We start from the raw sequence: 20,375 nt of genomic DNA on the forward strand, positions 1-20,375 counted from the left end.
CACCACAGGCTCCATCCCGGTGGTCCCGTCGGCCGAGGCGGAGGAGTCCGCCCGCGCGCCGGAGGGGACCGAGGACGAGCCCCGCCCCGGCGCCGGGCGGCGCCTGTGGCGCGCCGTGGCGCGGCTGCCGCGGCTGTGGGGGCGCTCGCTGCTGTTCCGCGCCGTCGCGTTCACCGGCGTGCTCACCCTGGTCAGCACGCTGCTGGTCGCGGCCTTCCTGACCCAGCAGGTGACCACCGGGCTCTTCCAGGAGCGCTTCGACCAGGTCGAGCGGCAGGCGGTGGGCGGCCTGGAGCAGGGCCAGCAGCTGTTCAGCGAGCTGTCCGCCTCCAATCCCACCGAGGCCGAGCGCAGCGTCGACGAGACCATCGGGGTGCTGGGCGACGAGGGCTCCGAGCTGCGCCGCGGGATCCTGCTGGAGCCGCTGAACCCCGAGCAGCGATCCTGGGTGCAGGCGACGGCGACCGACGACGCGATCAGCGACGTCGTCTCCGACGAGCTGGCCTCCGCACTGGCCGACGGCGACTCGCAGTACTGGCAGTCGGTGTCCATCAGCGACGACGGCGAGGAGGAGCCCGGCGTCGTCTTCGGCACCCGGGTCAACCTGCCGCCCGGCGAGGCCTGGGGCCTGTACTTCGTCTACGACTTCTCCACGGTGCAGGAGACGCTGGCCTTCTTCCTGCGGATCCTGCTGCTGGCCGGCCTGAGCGTGCTGGTGCTCAACATGGCCATCGTCGCCTGGGTGACGCGTTCGGTGGTCAAGCCGATCTCGCACGCCGCCGAGGTCTCCGAGCGGATCGCCGCCGGCCAGCTCGACCAGCGCCTGGCGGTGCGCGGCGAGGACGAGATCGCCCGGCTGGGCATCTCCTTCAACCGGATGGCCTCCAATCTGCAGGAGCAGATCACCCGCCTGGCGAACCTGTCGAAGATGCAGCAGCGCTTCGTCTCCGACGTCTCCCACGAGCTGCGGACCCCGCTGACGACTGTGCGGATGGCCTCGGAGGTGCTGCACCAGTCCAAGGACGACTTCGACGTCGTCAACCAGCGCTCCGCCGAGCTGCTCCACCACCAGGTCGAGCGCTTCGAGGCGCTGCTGGGCGATCTGCTGGAGATGTCGCGCTTCGACGCCGGCGCCGCAGAGCTGGCGCTGACCGACGTCGACCTGCGCAGCCTGGCCGGCGAGGTGCTGACCTCGGCGCTGCCGCTGGCCGACCAGCAGGACGTGCAGCTGTCGATCGTCGTCCAGGGCGAGGACTTCGTCGCGCGGGTGGACCCGCGGCGCATCGATCGGATCCTGCGCAACCTGGTCAACAACGCCGTCGAGCATTCCGAGGGACGTCCGGTGGACGTGGTCATCGCCTCCTCGCCGACGGCGGTGGGTCTGGCGGTCCGCGACCACGGCATCGGGATGAGCCCCTCGGAGGTCGGCCACGTCTTCGACCGCTTCTGGCGCGCCGACCCGGCGCGGGCCCGCACGACCGGCGGATCCGGGCTGGGGCTGTCCATCGCCACGGAGGACACCCGGCTGCACCAGGGCGCGCTGGACGCCTGGGGGCAGAAGGGGCAGGGCGCCTGCTTCCGGCTGGTGCTGCCGCGTCGCCAGGACGTGCCCTACCGCGCCTCGCCGCTGGCGCTGCCGCCGGTCTACCGCGCCTCGGACCGCCGATCGGTCAGCGGGTCGGTGATCGGCGGGCCCTCCGCCGGGGCGACGGCGTACGATCGGCTGACCGAGCAGTCGCTGGGCGAGCAGTCGTCGCATGTCGAAGCTGGCGGCGCGGATGACACGACGGCCGTCGCCGCGGACCATGGGGAGGGCGACGAGCGCGCGGAGCGCGGCGGCCGGCCGCGCGCCGACGACGACCCGCAGGACCCGACGGCCGAGGAGGCGGAGGCATGAACGAGCGACGCCGTGTCCGTGCGACCACGCTGCTGGCCGTCGTCCTCGCGGCGGCGATGCTGCTCGTGTCCGCCTGCGCGCCGATGATCCCGACCAGCGGACCGGTGGGCACCTCGCGGCCGGAGTCGGAGGACGACACCCAGTACCTCAGCCAGCCCGCCTCCCCGCAGCCCGGCGCCTCGCCGGAGGACATCATCCGTGACTTCATCAAGGCCGGCGTCGGCGCCGAGGACGACTTCGCCGTCGCCCGCGAGTTCCTCACCGACGAGGCCTCTCAGCAGTGGCGCCCCACCGAGCGCACGCTGGTCTACACCTCGGATCCGGCGATCTTCTCCGAGGGGGACGACGCCTACTCGGTGCAGGTCGGCGTGGACTCCTCCGTGGACTCGAACGGCATCATGACTCCGCGGACCTCCTCTCCGGACTCGGTGGAGTTCACCCTGACCCGCGAGGGCGGCGGGGACGGAGAGGGCAGCGAGGACGGCGAATGGCGGATCGCCGAGGCGCCGCAGGGGATCATGCTCAGCAGCACGGCGTTCTCGCAGACGTTCCGAGCTCACACGCTCTACTTCTACGACCGGCAGCATGACTACGCCGTGCCCGATCGCCGATGGTTCATGGAGCGCGGCCGCGACGTCGCGGCCGAGACGATGCGCGCGCTGCTCGAAGGGCCCGCCCCCTATCTGCAGTCCGCCGTGGATTCGGCCTTCCCGGACGGCGCGGTGATGACCAGCGGGCCCGTCGAGGGCGAGGACGGGGCGACCACGATCGAGCTGGACTCCGAGCGCATCGCCGGGACCACCGCCGAGGAGCGGAGCCTGATGCGTCACCAGGCCAGGCTGTCGCTCGAAGGGCTGCCGGAGGTCGGCGACGTCGACCTGCGCGCCGGAGAATGGACCTTCGACGGCTCGAGCAGCCTCGAGGCGCTCGGCATCACCCACCGTCCGGAGGTCCAGTCGCTGCAGGTCGGTGTGCATGACGGGCGGCTGAAGCTGCTGGAGGGGCTGCAGACGCTGTCGATCGCAGGGCTTCCGGACATCTCCCATCTGGAGCCGCAGGCTCCGGCGATGCCTGAGGCCGCCGACGACGTCTACGCCTTCCTCGACGGAGACCGCGAGGCGCTCTATCATGTGCGCCCGGACCGGTCCGCCGTCTCGGTGGCCGAGGGGGAGGCGCTCACCCGGCCCTCGATGGACAACGACGGTTGGACCTGGACGGTCAGCAACTCCGACTCCGGCGCCACGATCCATGCGGTGCCCTATGACGAGTCGCTGGAGGCTTCGCCGGTGAAGGTCAGCGCCGACTGGCTCGACGGCCGGGAGATCACCTCGCTGCGCATCGCCCAGGACGGGGCCCGCGCGGCGATGGTCGTCGACGACGGCGGCGAGCGGACGCTCTACGTCGCCGGCGTCGTCCGCGACTCCGAGGGGATCCCGCGGGGGGTGGCCACTCCGATGGCGCTGCCGACCACCGTCGACGTCGAGCAGGTGCGCTGGGACGCCAACGATGCCCTGGTGGCCTGGGAGCCCGGCGGCGTCGAAGATGAGGCGGTGCAGATCCAGCGGGTCACGCTGGACATGACCACCGAGAACGTCGGCGACGTCCTGCTGGCGGTGCGCAACGTTTCCACCGGCGAGGGGACCGATCCGGAGCTGATGGCCGAGGCGGCGGAATCCTCCGTGGTGACCCTGCCCGGAGACGCCTGGAACCTGGACAATCAGGACGTCGCCCTGCACGACTACGCCTACGCGGGCTGAGCGCGCGGCCGGCGGCGACACTCCGGGCTCTCCACAGCGGCCGCGTTCGGGTTGGCCCCCAGTTCCGCCGCGGGGCAGGCTGGCCGTCATGGTGCCCCGTCCGTCCGAGCCTCAGGATGCCGGGCGCGGTCCGCGCGAGGGGTCGCGCCCCGCCGTGCTGCTCGACCGGCTCTGGTTCTCCCGCCCCGGCCACGGACTGCGGCGCGCCGTCGACGACGCCGCGGGTCTGTTGGTGCCGGTGTGGTGCCTGGGGTGCGGAGCCGAGGGGCGGCAGCTGTGCCCGCCGTGCGCCGAGGACCTCCGCGGCGCGCTGCGCCGGCCGCGCCCCGCCGAGCGTCAGGCCATGGCTCTGCCGATCGTCCACCGCCGCGACCCGGAGGGAGGCACGCACTCCGAGGTGCTCCCGGTCACCGCCGCCGGGCGCTACGACGGCGTCGTCGCCGGCGCCGTGCTGGGCTTCAAGGATCACGAGCACATCGGTCTCACCCGCGTGCTGGCTCCGGCGCTGGCCCGCGCCGTCGAGGCGGCGCTGGCCCGCGCCGACGCGGCCGAACGGGGTCCTGCCGAGGCAGCTGAGCGCGGCCCTGTCAGCGCGGGCGCGGACAGGGCCCGGCCGCCGGAGCTGGAGGAGCCGGTGAGGTCGGTGACGCCAGTGACGCCGGTGACGCCGGTGGTGCCGCCGCCGTCGGCGGCCTCGCGGCTGCGTCGCAGCGTCGACCCTGTCGAGCATCTGCTCGCCCATGCCGGGGTGCCGGCCGCCCGCGGTCTGCTGCGCCGTCGCGCGGCTCTCGCCGGTCTGCTGCCCGGGGGCTCGCAGAAGGCGCGCGGCGCGCGCGAGCGACGCCGGCGGCTGGCCGGCAGCCTGCGGGTCGCCCGACACGGGGCCGAGGCGCTCGCCGGGCGGGAGGTGCTGCTGGTCGACGATGTGCTGACCACCGGGGCGACGCTGGCCGAGATGCATCGGGCGCTCGACGCCGCCGGAGCGCGGGTGCTGGGGGCGGCGGTGCTCGCGGCCGCGCCGCGGCCGGTCGCGCCGTCGGCGACGCGGTTCTGAGACCGCCGCCTCGGATTCCGCCGGACCGTCGGGGCTGAGCAGGTCGGGGGAGATCCGGTCGGAGCGATGCGGATATTCGTCGCGCGGATCGGGTGACGTGCGCGGCGAATCGTCCTAGTGTGGAGTATGGGAATCTTCACGATGGGTCCCATCGCAGCGGCGACGGGACGAGCGGCCCGATCGACCGTTGTGCTGTCATCGGACACGAGGAGGTCGCCATGACCCTGCAGGTCAGCTACATCGGACGCAACATCCAGATCCCCGACGCCTTCAAGGAGCATGTCGAGGACAAAGTCGGCAAGATCGACCAGCTCGCCGACAAGGGCCACGAACTCGAGGCCAAGGTCGTCGCGGAGAACTCCCATCGGCGCAGCGAGACGACGATGACGGTGGAGCTCACCGTGTTCGGCCGAGGCAAGGTGGTGCGCTCCGAGGCACAGGCCGGCGACAAGTTCGCCGCCTTCGAGATCGCGTTCAACAAGCTGACTGAGCGGCTGCGCCGGCAGCGCGACAAGAAGAAGTCGCGGGCCCACGCGCCGCGGCACAACGGCGCTCCGGACGTCGCCACCGCGATGGCCGGGCTGGAGCCGGTGTCGACTGACCGTCCGCTGTACGAGCAGGTGCTCGAGGCCGAGCAGGCCGACGACGCCCCGCCTGCCGAGGAGGACTGGGACGCACCGATCAAGATCCGCCGGAAGGTGTTCCCCGCCGAGCGGATGAGCGTCGACGCCGCCGTCGACGCCATGGAGCTGGTCGGTCATGACTTCTTCCTCTACGTCGACGCCGAGACGGGCCAGCCCTCGGCGGTCTACCGCCGGCGCGGCTGGACCTACGGCGTCATCTCGCTGGACAGCGAGCATGCGGTCGAGGCGCAGGTGACGGAGGAGCGCTCCTACCGTCCGGAGAACGGCGCGACCCACGCCGCGGTCGGCGCCGCCTGACCTGACGACGGACGCCGGAGAAGCGGCCCGCCGGGGCCCGGATCGTCGCGGTCCGGGCCCCGGCGGCCGTCCGGGGACTGATCCCTGCGACCCGACGGATCCCAGGTGTCAGCCGGGGCCGTCGTGGGCCGGGATCCCGGCGGTGCGCCGGGGCGAGGCCCCCGCCCGGCGTCGAGACAGGACCCGGGGAACCTTTAGGCACAGTTGAGACGGACGGCGTAGACTGACCGAGGCTCCCGCGTGGCCCTCAGCACACGGCACTCGTGCGCGACCGCGTCCGGACCGGGCGCCGAGGGCGACGTCGACGGTGCGCCGGCCGGTGCCGGCGGCGTCGATGTCGGGGCCGTGCCCCAGTACGAACCTGATGGAGAACCGGCTGTGCCTACTCTGCTCGAACGAATCCTCAAGACCGGGGACAAGAAGATCCTCAAGACGCTGCGGTCGCAGACCGACGCCGTCAACCTTCTCGAGGACGAGTTCAAGGAGCTGTCCGACGGCGAGCTGCGTGCCGAGACCGAGCGCTTCAAGGAGCGCCATCGCGACGGCGAATCGCTGGACTCCCTGCTGCCCGAGGCCTTCGCCGCGGTCCGCGAGGCCGCCGACCGCACGCTGGGCCAGCGGCACTTCGACGTCCAGGTCATGGGCGGCGCCGCGCTGCACCACGGCAACATCGCCGAGATGGGCACCGGCGAGGGCAAGACGCTGGTCGCCACGCTGCCGTCGTACCTGAACGCGCTCACCGGCAAGGGCGTGCACGTCATCACCGTCAACGACTATCTGGCCAAGTACCAGTCGGAGCTGATGGGGCGTGTGCACCGCTTCCTGGGGCTGAACGTCGGCACCATCACCAACGACATGCAGCCCGCCCAGCGGCGCGAGGCCTACGCCGCCGACATCACGTACGGGACGAACAACGAGTTCGGCTTCGACTTCCTGCGCGACAACATGGCCCAGTCGCTGGACGACCTGGTCCAGCGCGAGCACCATTTCGCCATCATCGACGAGATCGACTCCATCCTCATCGACGAGGCGCGCACCCCGCTGATCATCTCCGGCGCGGCCACCGGAGGCATCTCCCGCTGGTACTCCGACTTCGCGACGCTGGTGACGAAGCTGGAGAAGGACGCCGACTACGAGGTCGATGAGAAGAAGCGCACCGTCGGCGTGCTCGAGGCCGGGATCGACAAGGTCGAGGACTACCTGGGCATCGAGAACCTCTACGAGTCGCGCAACACGACCCTGATCCAGTACCTGAACAACGCCATCCGGGCCAAGGAGCTCTACAAGCGGGACACCGACTACGTCGTCGTCCGCGGCGAGGTCCACATCGTCGACGAGCACACCGGGCGCATGCTCAAGGGCCGCCGCTACAACGAGGGTCTGCACCAGGCCATCGAGGCCAAGGAGAGCGTGCAGATCAAGCCCGAGAACCAGACGCGGGCGACGGTCACGCTGCAGAACTACTTCCGCAGCTACGAGAAGCTCTCGGGCATGACCGGCACCGCCGAGACCGAGGCCGCCGAGTTCATGTCGACCTATCAGCTCGGCGTGGTCCCGATCCCGCCGAACAAGCCGCGCCAGCGGGAGGACCACAATGACCTCGTCTACAAGAACGAGGTCGTGAAGTTCGACGCCGTGCTCGAGGACCTCGTCGAGCGGAACAAGAAGGGCCAGCCGGTCCTCGTCGGCACCGAGTCGGTGGAGAAGTCCGAGTACCTGTCGAAGCTGCTGGCGAAGGCCGGCATCCGCCACGAGGTCCTCAACGCGAAGAACCACGAGCGCGAGGCCGCGATCGTCGCGCAGGCCGGCCGCCGCGGAGCGGTCACCGTCGCGACCAACATGGCCGGCCGCGGCACCGACATCATGCTCGGCGGCAACGCCGAGTTCAAGGCCGTCCACGAGATGGAGAAGCTGGGTCTGGACCCTGTGGAGGACTCCGAGCAGTACGAGGCGAAGTGGCGCGAGGTCTTCGAGCAGGCCAAGGAGGAGGCCGAGGCCGAGGGCGACGAGGTCCGCGAGCGCGGCGGCCTCTACGTGCTGGGCACTGAGCGTCACCAGTCGCGCCGCATCGACAACCAGCTGCGCGGTCGCTCCGGCCGACAGGGCGACCCCGGCGAGTCCCGCTTCTACATCTCGCTGACCGACGACCTGATGCGTCTGTTCAACCAGGCCGCCGCCCAGCGGATCATGAACTCCAAGGCCATGGACGATCAGATCCCGGTCGAGCACAAGTTCGTCTCCAGCGCCATCGCCAATGCCCAGCAGCAGCGCGAGGGCCAGAACACCGAGATGCGCAAGAACGTGCTGAAGTACGACGACGTGCTCAACCGTCAGCGCCAGGCGATCTACTCCGACCGCCGACGGATCCTCGAGGGCGACGACGTCCATGAGAAGGTCCAGCACTTCATCGAGGACGCCGTCGGACTCATGATCGACGAGCACACCACGGCGAGCTCCTCCGAGGACTGGGACCTGGAGGCCCTCTGGGAGGAGCTCTCCGGGCTCTATCCGATCGCGCTGACGATCGAGGACGTCGTCGAGGAGGCCGGCGGCGTCGACCAGCTGACGGTGAAGATGCTCAAGCGCGAGATCATCTCCGACGCGAAGGTCGCCTACGAGAACAAGGAGAACGAGCTCGGCGAGGACGCCATCCGCCAGCTCGAGCGTCGCGTGCTGCTCTCCGTCATCGACGAGAAGTGGCAGGAGCACCTCTACGAGATGGACTACCTGAAGTCCGGGATCGGCCTGCGGTCGATGGCCCAGCGCGACCCGCTGGTCGAGTATCAGCGGGAGGGCTACCAGCTCTTCCAGACGATGGCCGACACGATCCGCGAGGACTCGGTGCGCTACCTCTTCAACGCCGAGGTGCGCACGGCCTCGCCGCAGGTGCAGGCCGCTGCGCGGCCCGGCACGACGGAGAACGCGGGCGACTCCGCCGATCAGCAGGTCTCCGTGCCCGGCATGGAGGATGCGCAGAGCGGCGAGGACGACGCCGAGCTGGAGTACACCGCGCCCAGCGAGACCGGCGACTCGACCACGGAGACCCGCCCGACCCGCTGAACGAACCGGGACGCCGCCCCGGGCGCCGTCCTGACGCACTGAGGAGACCAGCGATGTCCCGGACCCCGGCCCGTCCCGACCCGCTCGACGTCGCACCGGTCATCCCGGTGGTCGAGATCCGCGAGCGGGCGCAGGCCGTGCCCCTGGCGCGCGCCCTCGCCTCCGGCGGCGTGCCCATCGTGGAGATCACGCTGCGTACTCCGGACGCCCTGGAGGCCGTCGCCGCCGTGGCCGAGGAGGTGCCCGAGATCCTCGTCGGCGCCGGCACGGTGACCGCCCCCGATCAGGTCCGTCGAGCCTGCGACGCCGGCGCGCAGTTCCTGGTCTCGCCGGGCACGACGCCGGCGCTGCTGGCCGCGATGCTCGACTCCCGGCTGCCCGTCCTGCCGGGGACCGCGACCGCCTCGGAGGTGCTGGCCGTGCTCGAGGCCGGCGTGACGTCGGTGAAGTTCTTCCCGGCGGAGGCCGCGGGCGGAGCGGAGCAGCTGCGCGCGCTCGCCGGGCCGGTGCCGGAGGCGCGGTTCTGCCCGACCGGAGGCATCACCGCGGCCTCCGCTCCGCAGTACCTGGCGCTGCCGAACGTCGCCTGCGTCGGCGGCACCTGGCTGACGCCGCGGCAGGTGGTCGAGGCCGAGGACTGGGACCGCATCGAGTCGCTGGCCCGCGAGGCGGCCGCGCTGGCTCCGCCGCAGGACGACTGACCCCGGCAGGGTCCAAGATCCGGCGCGGGGCGTTCAGCCCATCTCGAGGGCGACCACGCGCCAGCGCCCGCGGTGGGCCTCCATGCGCATCGCGCAGGCGCGGGTGCGGGCGTCCTCGGTGAAGATCACCGAGGCCTCCCAGATCCCGCCTTCGACATGGTCGGCGCGGACCTGCCGGATCTCCAGCGGCCGCGGGGTCGGAGCGGGCGCCTGCTCGTCCGGACCGTCGGTGCGGCGCCGGGCCATCAGCTCGGCCCGCTCGCAGACCTTCTGGTAGACGCAGGCCTCCAGCCAGTGCTGCATCTGCTTCACCGGCCGGGCGCCGCTCAGCGACTCCATCGTCGCCTGGCAGACGATGCGCGAGATCGCCACGATCTGCCGCCGTTCCTCACGCAGTCCGGCCAGCTGGGTCGGACGGCGCCGGTCCCCGTCGGTCTCCGCCGTCGCGGCGAGCTCTGCCGATCCCTCCAGCTGACGCAGCAGCGTCGGCGTGGTCGTGCCGCGCCGGGCGGCCAGCGGGTCGACCGGGGCCGGTCCGGGACGCTCGGCGGCAGTCTCGCCGGCGAGGTGCGCATCGTGCCGGATCAGCGGGTCGCCGTGGGGCATCCGCACGTGGCGCCGCATGCGGCGACGTTCCGGCTCGTCGGCTCCGGTCCGGTTCTCGAGGGCGGTCGCAGTCATCGGCTCGTCCTTTCGCTCGGCCGTCGCGGGCTCTCCGTCGGCGGCGATCGATCGTGCTCAGTCGGTGCTCAGTCGGTGTCGGTCGTGGGGCGAGGTCGGCGCCCCGGTGCTCAGCCGCGGGGACGCTCGTCGGGCAGCTCGAGCACCATGCCGGGCCGCAGCTCGGAGGGATCGTCGCCGATCGTCGCTCGATTGGCGGCGTACCAGCGCGGCCATTCGGCCGCGATCTGCGCGTCGGCGGCTTCCTCGCCCAGCTGCTCGGCGGCGATGCTCCAGAGCGTGTCGCCGGACTGGACGACCACGTGGTCGGCCTCGTCGGCAGCAGTGCGGGTCTGGCCGCCGGTGAGTCGATCCCCGGGCTCGGGGGAGGTCGTCCGCTGGGACCCCGCGGGCCGCGACGTCGTCGACCCGTCGGATCCGGCGGACTCCTCGGCTCCCTCGGAGGAGCTGTCCGACGGATCCTCCGACGGGGCCTCGGAATCGGGGCTCGACGCGTCGTCGGCCGTGTCGTCGGCCGTGTCTCCGGCGCCGTCGGCCGGCCCCGCGTCCTCGTCGTCGGCCGGTGCCGGAGCGAACAGCGGGTCCGGGAACTGGTCCCCGCGGTCAGCCACCAGGTCGGAGTCCGCGCCCGCCGTCGAGCCGGCCGCTTCGTCCTGCTCGTCCTGGGCGGAGGCGGCGCTGGGCGTCGGGACCGTCGTCTGGGACGCCACGGAGCTCGAGACCCCGGCGGCGGTGCCCATGACGGCCATCTGGGCGCCCAGAGCGACCACCAGCGCGCGCCGCATGAAGCCGGGGGAGAGGAGCTCCAGCAGCGCGGTGCCGCGCCGGACGCCGATGCGTCGGCTGAGCTGCAGCAGGGCGGTGGCGGCCACGGAGAGCGCGGCGAGCAGGCTCAGCAGCACGCCGAGTGCGACGCACAGCAGGCCGATGAGCTCCTCGACGGCCTGCAGGTCTCCGACGGCCAGGTCCTGCCGCTGCTCCTCGAGGGTCGCACCCCAGACCTGCAGCGTGGACGCCTCCGGCCGCAGCAGGCGGGCCGCGGAGATCTCGGCCCCGGACATCAGCACAGCGCCGAGCACCAGCAGCAGCGGACCGCTGACGACGACCAGCAGCGTCAGGACGACGTCGGCGGCGGAAGCCCGCGAGGGGGCGGGGCGGCCGGCGACCGGCGGCGGGGCCGGTGCATGGATCGCGGACATCGGCGAGCTCCTTCTCCTCATCGGACGGCGCCGGTGCGTTCTTCGGCGAGCGACCGTCGTGAGGAAGACTGTACACCGATCATGCGGTTTGATGCGATTTGGTCGAGATGAGACTGGATGCGGCGATCTGGGTGTCCCTTGGTGCCCGTTCTCAGTCGATAGGTGTCGTCCCTGGTCAGCGTCGTCGGACGGCGGGAGGAGAGCGCGCGGCTCGGTGGGGAGCGGATCGTGGGGCGGATGCGTCATGATGTCCACTGCACGCGATCATGCGTGCCGCGCCGCGTCCGGCCGGACGACGGGCGAGCACCGTCGAGCGCGTCGCCCGGGCCGGGGCGAGGCGGGAGGGGAGGCCGAGAAGATGCGTTGGGATGCGCTGTTCGCCGATCTGGAGGCTCAGTGGGAGGCCGGTGCCGCCGAGGAGCGTGATCGGGAGATCGCCGAGGCGGTGCGCGCCGAGCGCGCGACGGTGCCCTTCGCCGACCGGCTGCGTGCTCAGCGGGGCGCGCGGGTGAGCATGATCGTCGCCGGGGCCGGCTCGATGGTCGTGGACGTGGACACCGTCGGCGAGGACTGGCTGGCCGGCGCGGAGGGGCACGTCGGCGTGCTGGTGCCGCTGGAGGCGGTGCTCGCCGTCGACGGTCTGCCGCGGCGGGCGCAGGAGGAGACCTCGCCGACGCGACGGCGGCTGCGCATGACCAGCGCGCTGCGGGCGCTGGGGCGGGATCGTGCCGTGGTCTCGCTGCTCTCCGCGCAGGCCGACGTGCTGGCCACCGGACTGCTGGCCGCCGTCGGGCGTGATCACGTCGACGTGGCGCGCACGCGTCCGGGCGAGACGCCGCGGGCGCGTGAGGGCCACGGGTTGCGCACTGTGCCGCTGTCGGCGATCACGCTGGTCCGCAGCGAGGACGGCCCGGTGATGTGAGCCGGGAGGTGGGCCGGCGCGTCAGGCGGTGGATTCGTGGCGGCGCTGCTCGCGCGCCTCGCGCTGCAGGGCGTACTGGTGCTCGATGTACTCGTCGAGCTTGGCCTCCTCCACGCGCCACTGGCCGCGGCCCCCGACCTGGATGCCCTCGAGCTCCCCGCTGCGCACCAGGCTCCGGGTCTGATCCATCGAGATGTTGAGCACCTCGGCCACATCAGGAAGGGTCAGGAAGCGGCGCATCGGATACCTCCGTCGGGTCGCCGCCGATCGGCGGGGGATCGGCGCATTTCATGGGATTCGCGGTCGGACGATGCGGATCGTTCCTTGTTCGTCCGCTGTGGTCGATTGTGGCACAACGGCCGAGACGACGGGATGTTTCATCCACAAGCTCGGCGCCGACCTGGGTTTTCCACAGCCGGAGCTCGACGATGGGTCAGCCCCGCCTCCCGTCGTCTACCCTGTCGGGTGCACAGGCGGGACGGGCAGACCCGGCCCGGAGAGCGACGCGAGGAAACGCATGACGTCTGAGATGGAGGGGACGGCCGAGTCGGCCGCGGACCGGCTGAAACGCCCCAGCTGGAAGGACCCGCGCCTGCTGGTGGGGATCGTGATCGTGCTGGCCTCGGTGGCCGGCGTGGTCGCGCTGGTCTCGGCCCAGGACCGCACGACGCCCGTCTACGCGGCCGCACACACGCTGAGCGTGGGCGAGTCGGCGGACGAGGATGATCTGCGCGTGGTCAACGTGCAGATCGACGAGGTCCGCGACGACTACCTGCTCGCCGACGAGGAGCTGCCCGCCGAGCAGCAGTTCGTCTCCGTCGTCGAAGAGGGCGAGCTGGTCCCGCGACGGGCGATCGACGACGCCGACCCGCAGGGTCGGCAGGCCCTGACGCTGATGGTGGAGCACCCGCTGGCCCAGGCGGTGGAGACCGGCCGACAGGTCGACGTCTGGGCGGCCACGCCCGGGCGGATGGCCGGCGACGAGGCCGCCGTCGAACAGCTGACCGCCGGCGCCGAGGTCTCCGAGATCTCCGAGTCCAGTTCCACCTTCGGCGCGCAGTCGGCGCTGGAGGTCGAAGTCCTGGTGGATCCGGAGCAGGTGCCCGCGATCCTCGCCGCCGGCAGCTCCCAGGCCGTCGTCTCGGTGCTCCCGGCGGGCTCTCCCGAGCCCGAGCCCGAGGCGATGGTCGAGGGCGACTCCGAAGGCGGCTCCGGCGAGTCCGGCGGCGGATCCGGCGGGGAGGGATCCGAGTGAGGCGCTGCTCGGTCGTCACCACCGGACAACTCCACCGGGACCACATCGCCGCGATCGAGGGCCTCCACAGTGATGTCACCGTCGACCGCCGCTGCTCCGACCTGGTCGAGCTGATCGCCGCCGCCCGAGCCGGGCGCGCCGATGCGGCGCTGATCATCGGCGGGACCGAGGAACTGACGGGCAGCCGTCTGGCCGAGCTGCGCGGGGACGACGTCGTCGTGGTGGCGATCTCCGACCTCGCCGACGAGCGCCGGCGGCTGGCCACGCTGGGCATCGCGGCCCTGCCCGACGACGTCGGCGTCCATCTGCTGGTCCCGGCGCTCCGCGGTGAGGAGATCGAGCCGCCGGAGGAGCTCGACGCCGAGCTCGAGGCGCTGGTCGCGGCCGAAGGTCCGCCGGAACCGGAGGGCGAGGACGCCGCCCTCGAGGCGGGGGCCGGCGATTCATCCTTCGGTGCTGGGCGCAAGGACGGCAGCGACGGCACCCATGGCTCGGACGGCACCGCCGGCCGCGAGCCGGGGGCCTCCGCCGCGGAGCGTCCGGAGGACACGGCCGTCGACGTCGCAGGGAGCGACGCCGACGGGACCGGCGTCGGCGGCGACCGCGGCGAGGCGGGGGACGTCGACGACGCGGCGTCCGCCGGAGCGCCCGGTCCGCGACGCGCGGCGAGCGGCGAGGCTCCCGCCGACGCCGACGGCGACGTCGGCGCAGATGGTGCGGAGAGGGCGGAGGCCGCGGACACTGCGGACAGCGCGCCGGCGGACTCCGAGGATTCCCCGCCCGAGCAGTCCGACTCCCCTGTGCAGGGCATCACCGTGGTCTGGGGCGCGCCGGGAAGTCCGGGGCGGACCACCACCGCGGTGAACATGGCCGCCGAGCTCGCCGGCACCGGGCGCCGCGTGCTGCTGATCGACGCGGACACGGTGGCCGCCTCGGCGGCGGTGCAGCTCGGTCTCATCGAGGAGTCGGCGGGGCTCGCCCAGGCCTGCCGCCAGGCCGATCTCGGACGGCTGGACGCCTCCCGGCTGCGGCGGATCGTCACGCTGGTCGACGTCGCCGGCTGGCGCCTGCACCTGCTGACCGGCCTGCCGCGCGCCGATCGCTGGCGCGAGCTGCGCGAGCGCGGCCTGCGCCAGGTGCTGCGGATGGCGCGGGACGAATACGACCATGTCGTCGTCGACGTCTCCGCCTCCATCGAACAGGACGAGGACCTCACCTATGACACCTTCGCCCCGCAGCGGCATGCCGCGGCGGTGGCGGCGCTGGAGGAGGCCGACAGCGTGCTGGCCGTCGGCGCCGCCGACCCCGTCAGCTTCCCGCGGCTGGTCAAGGCCCTGGAGGAGCGGCGGCTGCTGGTTCCGGAGACGCCGGAGCCGCAGGTGGTGATCAACCAGCTGCGCGCGCAGGCGGTCGGGCGGTCGCCCGAGGAGCAGATTGCCGAAGCCTGGGCCCACTGGGGCGCGGCGGCGACGATCGTCCGGCATCTGCCGTGGGATCGCGAGGCCTGCGACGTCGCGCTGCTGCGCGGGCAGGTCCTGGCGGAGGCGGCCCCGGGATCGGAGCTGCGTCGCGGCATCGCCGCGCTGGCCGGTGTGGAGCTGGCCGAACGGCGGCGCGGGCTCTTCGGCCGGCGCCGGGGCGGAGAGCGGCGCTCCCGTCGCCGGGCGGACCGTCGCGGCCGCGGCGGCCGACGCGGGACGGAGGCCCCGGAGGCCGAGACGGCCGTCTCCGCCGATGCGGCGACCCGGAGCGCGGAGGCCGACGACGGCGTCGCCGGCGGCGCGGACGGCGCGGCCGACGTCGGTGGCGACGGCACCGCGTCCTCGGGGGCGACTGAGCAGGAGAGCGCGCCGGCGCGTGCCGACGCGGGCACGGATGCTGAGACGGATGCGGGCACGGACGCCGACACGGGGGCCGGCGCCGAGTCGCGGTGACGCACCGGCTCACGCGGCGGACGCGATAGAGTGAGGCTCGGAACCTGGACGACGTGGTCCGGCTCCGCACTGCTGAGCCGCGGCACATCCGAGTGAGCGAGGGGCACATGGCCGAGACAGTTCTCTGGACGCGCGACGACTCTGAGGTGGAGACGCTGCGGAGCGCATACTTCGCGCATGTCGCCTCCGATGATCTGCGGGCGGTCAGCCGGGCCGACCAGCGTGCCCGCGTCGAGGAGCATCTCCAGCTGGCGGGGCGGCGCACCGACGCCGCTCCCGAGGCCGCAGTCGTCGTCGGCGAGCGGCGCAGCATCGCCATGGTCGTCACCGACGACATGCCCCACCTGGTCGATTCGGTCACCGCCGAGGTCTCCCGGCACGGGCTGGCGATGTCCCTGGTCGTGCACCCGATCGTGCTGACCACCCGGGAGACGACGAGCGGCGAGCTGCTCGCCGTCCGGGAGGTGCCCACCGCCCAGCCGGGGATGTCCTCCGGCGACACGCAGACGCTGCCCGACCTCGCCGTGCTCGTCGACGACGAGTCCCGGCGCACCGCCGTGGAGTCCTGGATCGCCGTCGACATCGATCATCCGATCGACGAGGAGCAGGCCGACGAGCTCGCCGAAGGGCTGCGGCGGGTGATCGGCGACGTCGCCGCCAGCCACCGCGATCAGGACCGGATGGGCGGGCGGGCCCGCGGGGCGGCGGGGCTGCTGCGCGAGAACGACAGCATCGATGAGGCCGCCGAATCGGCGGACCTGCTCGACTGGATGGCCGACGGCAATTTCCTCTTCCTCGGCTACTGCGAGTACGTGCTGGACCGCGACTCCGCCGACGGCGCCCAGCTCGTCCCGCAGCCCGACAGCGCGCTGGGGATCCTCGCCGAGCGCCACGGGCTGGAGGCGCTGCATCGTGAGCCGGCGCGCGAGCGGAGCCCCGAGGCCTCCGCCGAGGAGTCTGCCGAGGAGGCGGCGCGGGATCGGGCGCTGGTGATCACCAAGGCCAACACCCGCTCCAGCGTCCGGCGCCGGACCTACATGGACTACGTCGCGGTGAAGACCTTCGGCTCCGACGGCTCCGTCGCCGGCGAGCGGCGCTTCGTCGGACTGTTCAGCCAGAGCGCCTACACCCAGTCCATCGTGAACATCCCGCTTCTGCGCTCGCGCGCCGACCAGCTGCTGCGCCGCTCGGGCTTCAGCCCTGACTCGCACTCCGGCGCCGACCTGCTGCAGATCCTGGAGACCTACCCGCGCAACGAGCTGCTCCAGATGGACATCACGGAGGTCGAGGAGACCGCCTGGCAGATCCTGCAGCTGCAGGAGCGGCGTCGGATCAAGCTGTTCCTCCGCAAGGACCTGCACGGGCGGTTCATGACCGCGCTGCTCTACATGCCCCGCGACCGGTTCAACACGGCCGTGCGGCGGCGCGTGCAGGACGAGCTGATGCGGCACATCGATGCCGAGTCGATCGACTTCAACGTCCGGCTGACCGAGTCGGTGCTCGCGCGGCTGTTCTTCCGCATGCGGCTGTCCGACGACGCCGCGGAGATGGCGCTGAGCATCGAGGAGCTCCAGGCGAAGCTCGCCCGGACCATCCGCTCCTGGGCCGAGGGCATCGCGCAGGAGGCGGCGGAGAACCGCCCCGAAGGAGAGACCGAGCGCATCGCCGCGCGCTGGGGCGAGGCCTTCCCCGACGACTACCGCGTGCTGTACGAGGTGCCCGAGGCGCTGGCCGACATCGCCGAGCTCGAGCAGCTCGAGGCGCATCCGGAGGCCGGCCCGCGGATGCAGTTCTACGCCCCGGGCGGCGAGGACCCCGCCGACATGCGGCTGAAGCTCTACCTGACCGAGCCGAAGACGCTGACCGAGACGCTGCCGGTGCTCGACGATTTCGGCCTGTCCATCCTCGACGAGCGCTCCTACACGCTGACCTGCGGTGACGGATCGGTATTCCACCTCTACGACCTCGGCCTCGGATACCCGGAGGGGATCGAGTCCGGCTCGGTGGACATCGGTCTGCTGGAGGAGGCTTACTCGCAGGTGCTGCTCGGCACCGCCGAGTCCGACGTCTTCTCGCGGCTGGTGCTGCGCCTGGGCCTCGACATCCGCACCGTCATCGTGCTGCGGGCCTACGCGAAGTACATGCGCCAGCTCGGCAGCTCGCACTCCTACGACTTCCTCGCCGAGACGCTGCGGCAGAATCCGGAGGTCGCCCTCGCCCTGGTGCGGCACTTCGAAGCCCGCTTCGACCCGACGGCCGAGGCCGGAGGCGAGGACGGCGGCGCGGAGGACCGCGAGGAACTCATGGACCGCCGTCGTCAGGAGGTCCTGGACGCCCTCGAGCAGGTCCGCACTCTCGACGCCGACCGGGTGCTGAGCGCCTTCCTGAACCTCATCGACGCCACGGAGCGGACCAACGTCCATCAGGGCCATGTCCGGGTGGCGCTGAAGATCGCCCCGGACCGCGTCGACTCGGCGCCCGAGCCGCGGCCGGCGCACGAGGTCTTCGTCTACGCCCCCGACGTCGAGGGCGTGCATCTGCGCTTCGCCAAGGTCGCCCGCGGCGGGCTGCGCTGGTCGGACCGGCAGGAGGACTTCCGCACCGAGGTCCTGGGGCTGGTCAAGGCTCAGATGGTCAAGAATGCGGTCATCGTGCCCTCCGGGGCCAAGGGCGGCTTCTATCCCAAGCAGCTCCCCGACCAGTCCGTCGGCCGCGCCGAGTGGATGGAGGCCGGCAAGGCGGCCTACCGGACCTTCATCCGCGGACTGCTCGACGTCACCGACAACCAGGTCGAGCGCGACGGCGTCATGGAGATCGTCCCGCCGCGCGCCGTCGTCCGCCATGACGGCGACGATCCGTACCTGGTCGTGGCCGCCGACAAGGGCACGGCGACCTTCTCCGACACCGCCAACGCGATCTCTCAGGAGTACGGCCACTGGCTCGGCGACGCCTTCGCCTCCGGCGGCTCGGTCGGCTATGACCACAAGGAGATGGGCATCACCGCCCGCGGAGCCTGGGAATCGGTGAAGGCGCACTTCTCCGAGATGGGCCACGACACCCAGTCCGAGGACTTCACGGCCGTCGGCATCGGGGACATGGCCGGCGACGTCTTCGGCAACGGGATGCTGCTCTCCGAGCACATCCGCCTGGTCGCCGCCTTCAACCACCTGCACATCTTCATCGACCCGGACCCCGACGCCGCGGCGAGCTTCGCCGAGCGGAGCCGCCTGTTCGCCGAGCGGCCGTCCGGCTGGGACGCCTACGACGAGAGCCTGATCTCGGCCGGCGGCGGCGTCTTCTCCCGCACGGCGAAGACCATCCCGATCAGCGAACCGATGCGGCGGCGCTTCGACCTGCCCGCCGACATCGAGCAGATGACCCCGCCGGAGCTGATCGGCGCGCTGCTGAAGGCCCCGGTCGACCTGCTCTACAACGGCGGCATCGGCACCTATGTGAAGGCGGCCGAGGAGAGCCACGACGACGTCGGCGACCGCGCGAACAACGCGGTGCGCGTCGACGGCCGCGAGCTGCGCGCGCGGGTCGTCGGCGAGGGCGGCAACCTGGGCCTGACCCAGGCCGGCCGCATCGAGGCCGCCCAGCAGGGCGTGCGGCTGAACACCGACGCGATCGACAACTCCGCCGGCGTCGACTGCTCCGACCACGAGGTCAACATCAAGATCCTGGTCGACCAGCTGGTCGCCTCCGGCCACCTCGACGCCGACGAGCGGCCCGAGCTGCTCCACAGCATGACCGAGGAGGTCGCCGAGCTGGTGCTGGAGACGAACCGGGACCAGAACGTGGTGCTGCTGACCGACCGGCACCGGCTGGGGGACTGGTCGCCGAGCTTCCACCGGCTGATGGGCTGGCTCGAGCAGACCGTCGGGCTCGACCGCGAGCTCGAGGGACTGCCCACCGACGAGCAGCTCGCCGCCCGGCGCGACGCCGAGGAGCCGCTGACCTCCCCGGAGCTCGCCGTGCTGGTGGCCTGGTCGAAGATCCAGCTCAAGGGCGCCCTGGTGGAGTCCTCGCTGCCCGACGACGACTGGTTCACCGCCACACTGGAGGAGTACTTCCCGTCGGTGCTCACCGACCGCTTCGCCTCGCAGCTGCCGCGGCACCCGCTTCAGCGCGAGATCATCGCCAACGAAGTCGCCAACGACGTGGTCGACATGGGCGGGGCGACATTCGTCTTCCGCGCGATGGAGGAGACGTTCGCGACCGAGGAGCAGGTCGTGCGCGCCTTCGTCGCTGTCCGCGAGCTGTTCCGGCTGGGGGAGTTCGACGCGGTGATGCGCGAGCTGCCGGTGAGCTTCCCGCGCGACGAGTGGGCCCACACGTACCTGGACATGCGCCGGCTGCTGGACCGGGCGGTGCGCTGGTTCGTCAACCATGCCGCCCGCGGCACCTCGGTCCAGGAGGACGTCGAGGCCTTCGCCGAGCACATCCGGCCGCTCTACGGCCGGCTGGAGGAGCACATGCGCGAGGAGGACCGCCGGCGGGTGGCGGCTAAGCGCGAGGCCGCCCGCTCCGCCGGGATGCCCGAGCAGCTGGCCGACTGGGTCGGCGAGGTCTTCGAGAGCTTCTCGCTGCTGGACATCGCCGCGCTGGCCGCCGAGCTCGACGTCGACTCGGCCGACGTCGCTGACGTCTACTTCGCCGTCTACGCCGAGTTCGACATCGACGCGCTGCTGGTGCGCATCACCGACCAGCCGCGCCGGGACAAGTGGCAGGCGCTGGCCCGCGGCGCCCAGCGCGACGAGCTGTACCGTGCCGTGCGCGAGGTGACCGAGTCGGTGCTGACCACCACGGAGCCCGGCAACGCCGAGACGCGGCTGCTCAGCTGGCGGGAGGCGCATGAGGCGAAGATCAGCCGGGTGGAGAAGCTCGTCGACGAGGTCAACCAGGTCAGTCGCGACAACGTCGCCTCACTGACGGTGCTGCTGCGTCACCTGCGCGGCATGATCGGGGCCTGAT

At 72.1% G+C, this 20,375-nt stretch carries 13 protein-coding genes; 10 read left to right on the forward strand and 3 right to left on the reverse strand.

The window, feature by feature from the left end; translation table 11 throughout:
- Positions 1–19 precede the first annotated feature (19 nt).
- The 6 genes from mtrB (at position 20) to eda (ending at position 9,410) form a co-directional block, all read left to right on the forward strand.
- A complete protein-coding gene (gene mtrB / locus GCL72_RS04165) occupies positions 20–1,897 on the forward strand; it encodes an MtrAB system histidine kinase MtrB (RefSeq protein WP_153143451.1) in 1,878 nt (625 codons plus the stop codon).
- A complete protein-coding gene (locus GCL72_RS04170) occupies positions 1,894–3,654 on the forward strand; it encodes an LpqB family beta-propeller domain-containing protein (RefSeq protein ID WP_153143452.1) in 1,761 nt (586 codons plus the stop codon). The genes mtrB and GCL72_RS04170 overlap by 4 nt, the downstream gene beginning before the upstream one ends.
- Before the next feature lie 88 nt (positions 3,655–3,742).
- On the forward strand, positions 3,743–4,708 hold the full coding sequence (locus GCL72_RS04175; protein WP_153143453.1) for a ComF family protein: 966 nt from the start codon (positions 3,743–3,745) through the stop codon (positions 4,706–4,708).
- Positions 4,709–4,926: 218 nt separating this feature from the next.
- The gene (gene hpf / locus GCL72_RS04180; RefSeq protein ID WP_153143454.1) at positions 4,927–5,649 is read left to right on the forward strand and encodes a ribosome hibernation-promoting factor, HPF/YfiA family; all 723 of its coding nucleotides are present in this window, start codon (positions 4,927–4,929) and stop codon (positions 5,647–5,649) included.
- A gap of 378 nt (positions 5,650–6,027) precedes the next feature.
- Entirely contained in the window at positions 6,028–8,709 is a 2,682-nt protein-coding gene (gene secA / locus GCL72_RS04185; RefSeq protein WP_153143455.1) for a preprotein translocase subunit SecA, read from the forward strand.
- A 53-nt stretch (positions 8,710–8,762) separates the two neighbouring features.
- Positions 8,763–9,410: a bifunctional 4-hydroxy-2-oxoglutarate aldolase/2-dehydro-3-deoxy-phosphogluconate aldolase gene (gene eda / locus GCL72_RS04190; RefSeq protein WP_153143456.1), complete on the forward strand. Its 648-nt coding sequence runs from the start codon at positions 8,763–8,765 to the stop codon at positions 9,408–9,410.
- Between the two features lie 33 nt (positions 9,411–9,443).
- On the opposite strand, the gene GCL72_RS04195 is transcribed toward eda, so the two are convergent.
- On the reverse strand, positions 9,444–10,091 hold the full coding sequence (locus GCL72_RS04195) for an Rv3235 family protein (protein ID WP_153143457.1): 648 nt from the start codon (positions 10,089–10,091) through the stop codon (positions 9,444–9,446).
- A 110-nt stretch (positions 10,092–10,201) separates the two neighbouring features.
- On the reverse strand, positions 10,202–11,290 hold the full coding sequence (locus GCL72_RS09850; RefSeq protein WP_246161004.1) for a LysM peptidoglycan-binding domain-containing protein: 1,089 nt from the start codon (positions 11,288–11,290) through the stop codon (positions 10,202–10,204).
- A gap of 358 nt (positions 11,291–11,648) precedes the next feature.
- Here GCL72_RS09850 and GCL72_RS04205 point away from each other — a divergent pair, with 358 nt between their 5' ends.
- Positions 11,649–12,212, forward strand: coding sequence for a hypothetical protein (locus tag GCL72_RS04205; protein ID WP_153143458.1), 564 nt, complete (start codon positions 11,649–11,651; stop codon positions 12,210–12,212).
- Positions 12,213–12,233: 21 nt separating this feature from the next.
- Here GCL72_RS04205 and GCL72_RS04210 read toward each other — a convergent pair whose 3' ends face one another.
- On the reverse strand, positions 12,234–12,452 hold the full coding sequence (locus GCL72_RS04210; protein WP_153143459.1) for a helix-turn-helix domain-containing protein: 219 nt from the start codon (positions 12,450–12,452) through the stop codon (positions 12,234–12,236).
- Between the two features lie 277 nt (positions 12,453–12,729).
- Here GCL72_RS04210 and GCL72_RS04215 point away from each other — a divergent pair, with 277 nt between their 5' ends.
- From GCL72_RS04215 to GCL72_RS04225, 3 genes are all read left to right on the forward strand, one after another.
- Positions 12,730–13,467, forward strand: coding sequence for a hypothetical protein (locus tag GCL72_RS04215; protein WP_153143460.1), 738 nt, complete (start codon positions 12,730–12,732; stop codon positions 13,465–13,467).
- Entirely contained in the window at positions 13,464–15,401 is a 1,938-nt protein-coding gene (locus tag GCL72_RS04220) for a CpaE/TadZ family protein (protein ID WP_153143461.1), read from the forward strand. The genes GCL72_RS04215 and GCL72_RS04220 overlap by 4 nt, the downstream gene beginning before the upstream one ends.
- Before the next feature lie 107 nt (positions 15,402–15,508).
- Entirely contained in the window at positions 15,509–20,374 is a 4,866-nt protein-coding gene (locus GCL72_RS04225) for an NAD-glutamate dehydrogenase (protein ID WP_153143462.1), read from the forward strand.
- Position 20,375 lies beyond the last annotated feature (1 nt).

This window comes from Nesterenkonia halophila (assembly GCF_009467795.1).
GTDB lineage: Bacteria > Actinomycetota > Actinomycetes > Actinomycetales > Micrococcaceae > Nesterenkonia > Nesterenkonia halobia.

Coding starts and splice junctions, on each gene's coding strand:
- GCL72_RS04170 (WP_153143452.1), top strand. CDS start 1,894: ATGAACGAGCGACGCCGTGTCCGTGCGACCACGCTGCTGGCCGTCGTC.
- GCL72_RS04175 (WP_153143453.1), top strand. CDS start 3,743: ATGGTGCCCCGTCCGTCCGAGCCTCAGGATGCCGGGCGCGGTCCGCGC.
- hpf (WP_153143454.1), top strand. CDS start 4,927: ATGACCCTGCAGGTCAGCTACATCGGACGCAACATCCAGATCCCCGAC.
- eda (WP_153143456.1), top strand. CDS start 8,763: ATGTCCCGGACCCCGGCCCGTCCCGACCCGCTCGACGTCGCACCGGTC.
- GCL72_RS04195 (WP_153143457.1), bottom strand. CDS start 10,091: ATGACTGCGACCGCCCTCGAGAACCGGACCGGAGCCGACGAGCCGGAA.
- GCL72_RS09850 (WP_246161004.1), bottom strand. CDS start 11,290: ATGTCCGCGATCCATGCACCGGCCCCGCCGCCGGTCGCCGGCCGCCCC.
- GCL72_RS04205 (WP_153143458.1), top strand. CDS start 11,649: ATGCGTTGGGATGCGCTGTTCGCCGATCTGGAGGCTCAGTGGGAGGCC.
- GCL72_RS04210 (WP_153143459.1), bottom strand. CDS start 12,452: ATGCGCCGCTTCCTGACCCTTCCTGATGTGGCCGAGGTGCTCAACATC.
- GCL72_RS04215 (WP_153143460.1), top strand. CDS start 12,730: ATGACGTCTGAGATGGAGGGGACGGCCGAGTCGGCCGCGGACCGGCTG.
- GCL72_RS04225 (WP_153143462.1), top strand. CDS start 15,509: ATGGCCGAGACAGTTCTCTGGACGCGCGACGACTCTGAGGTGGAGACG.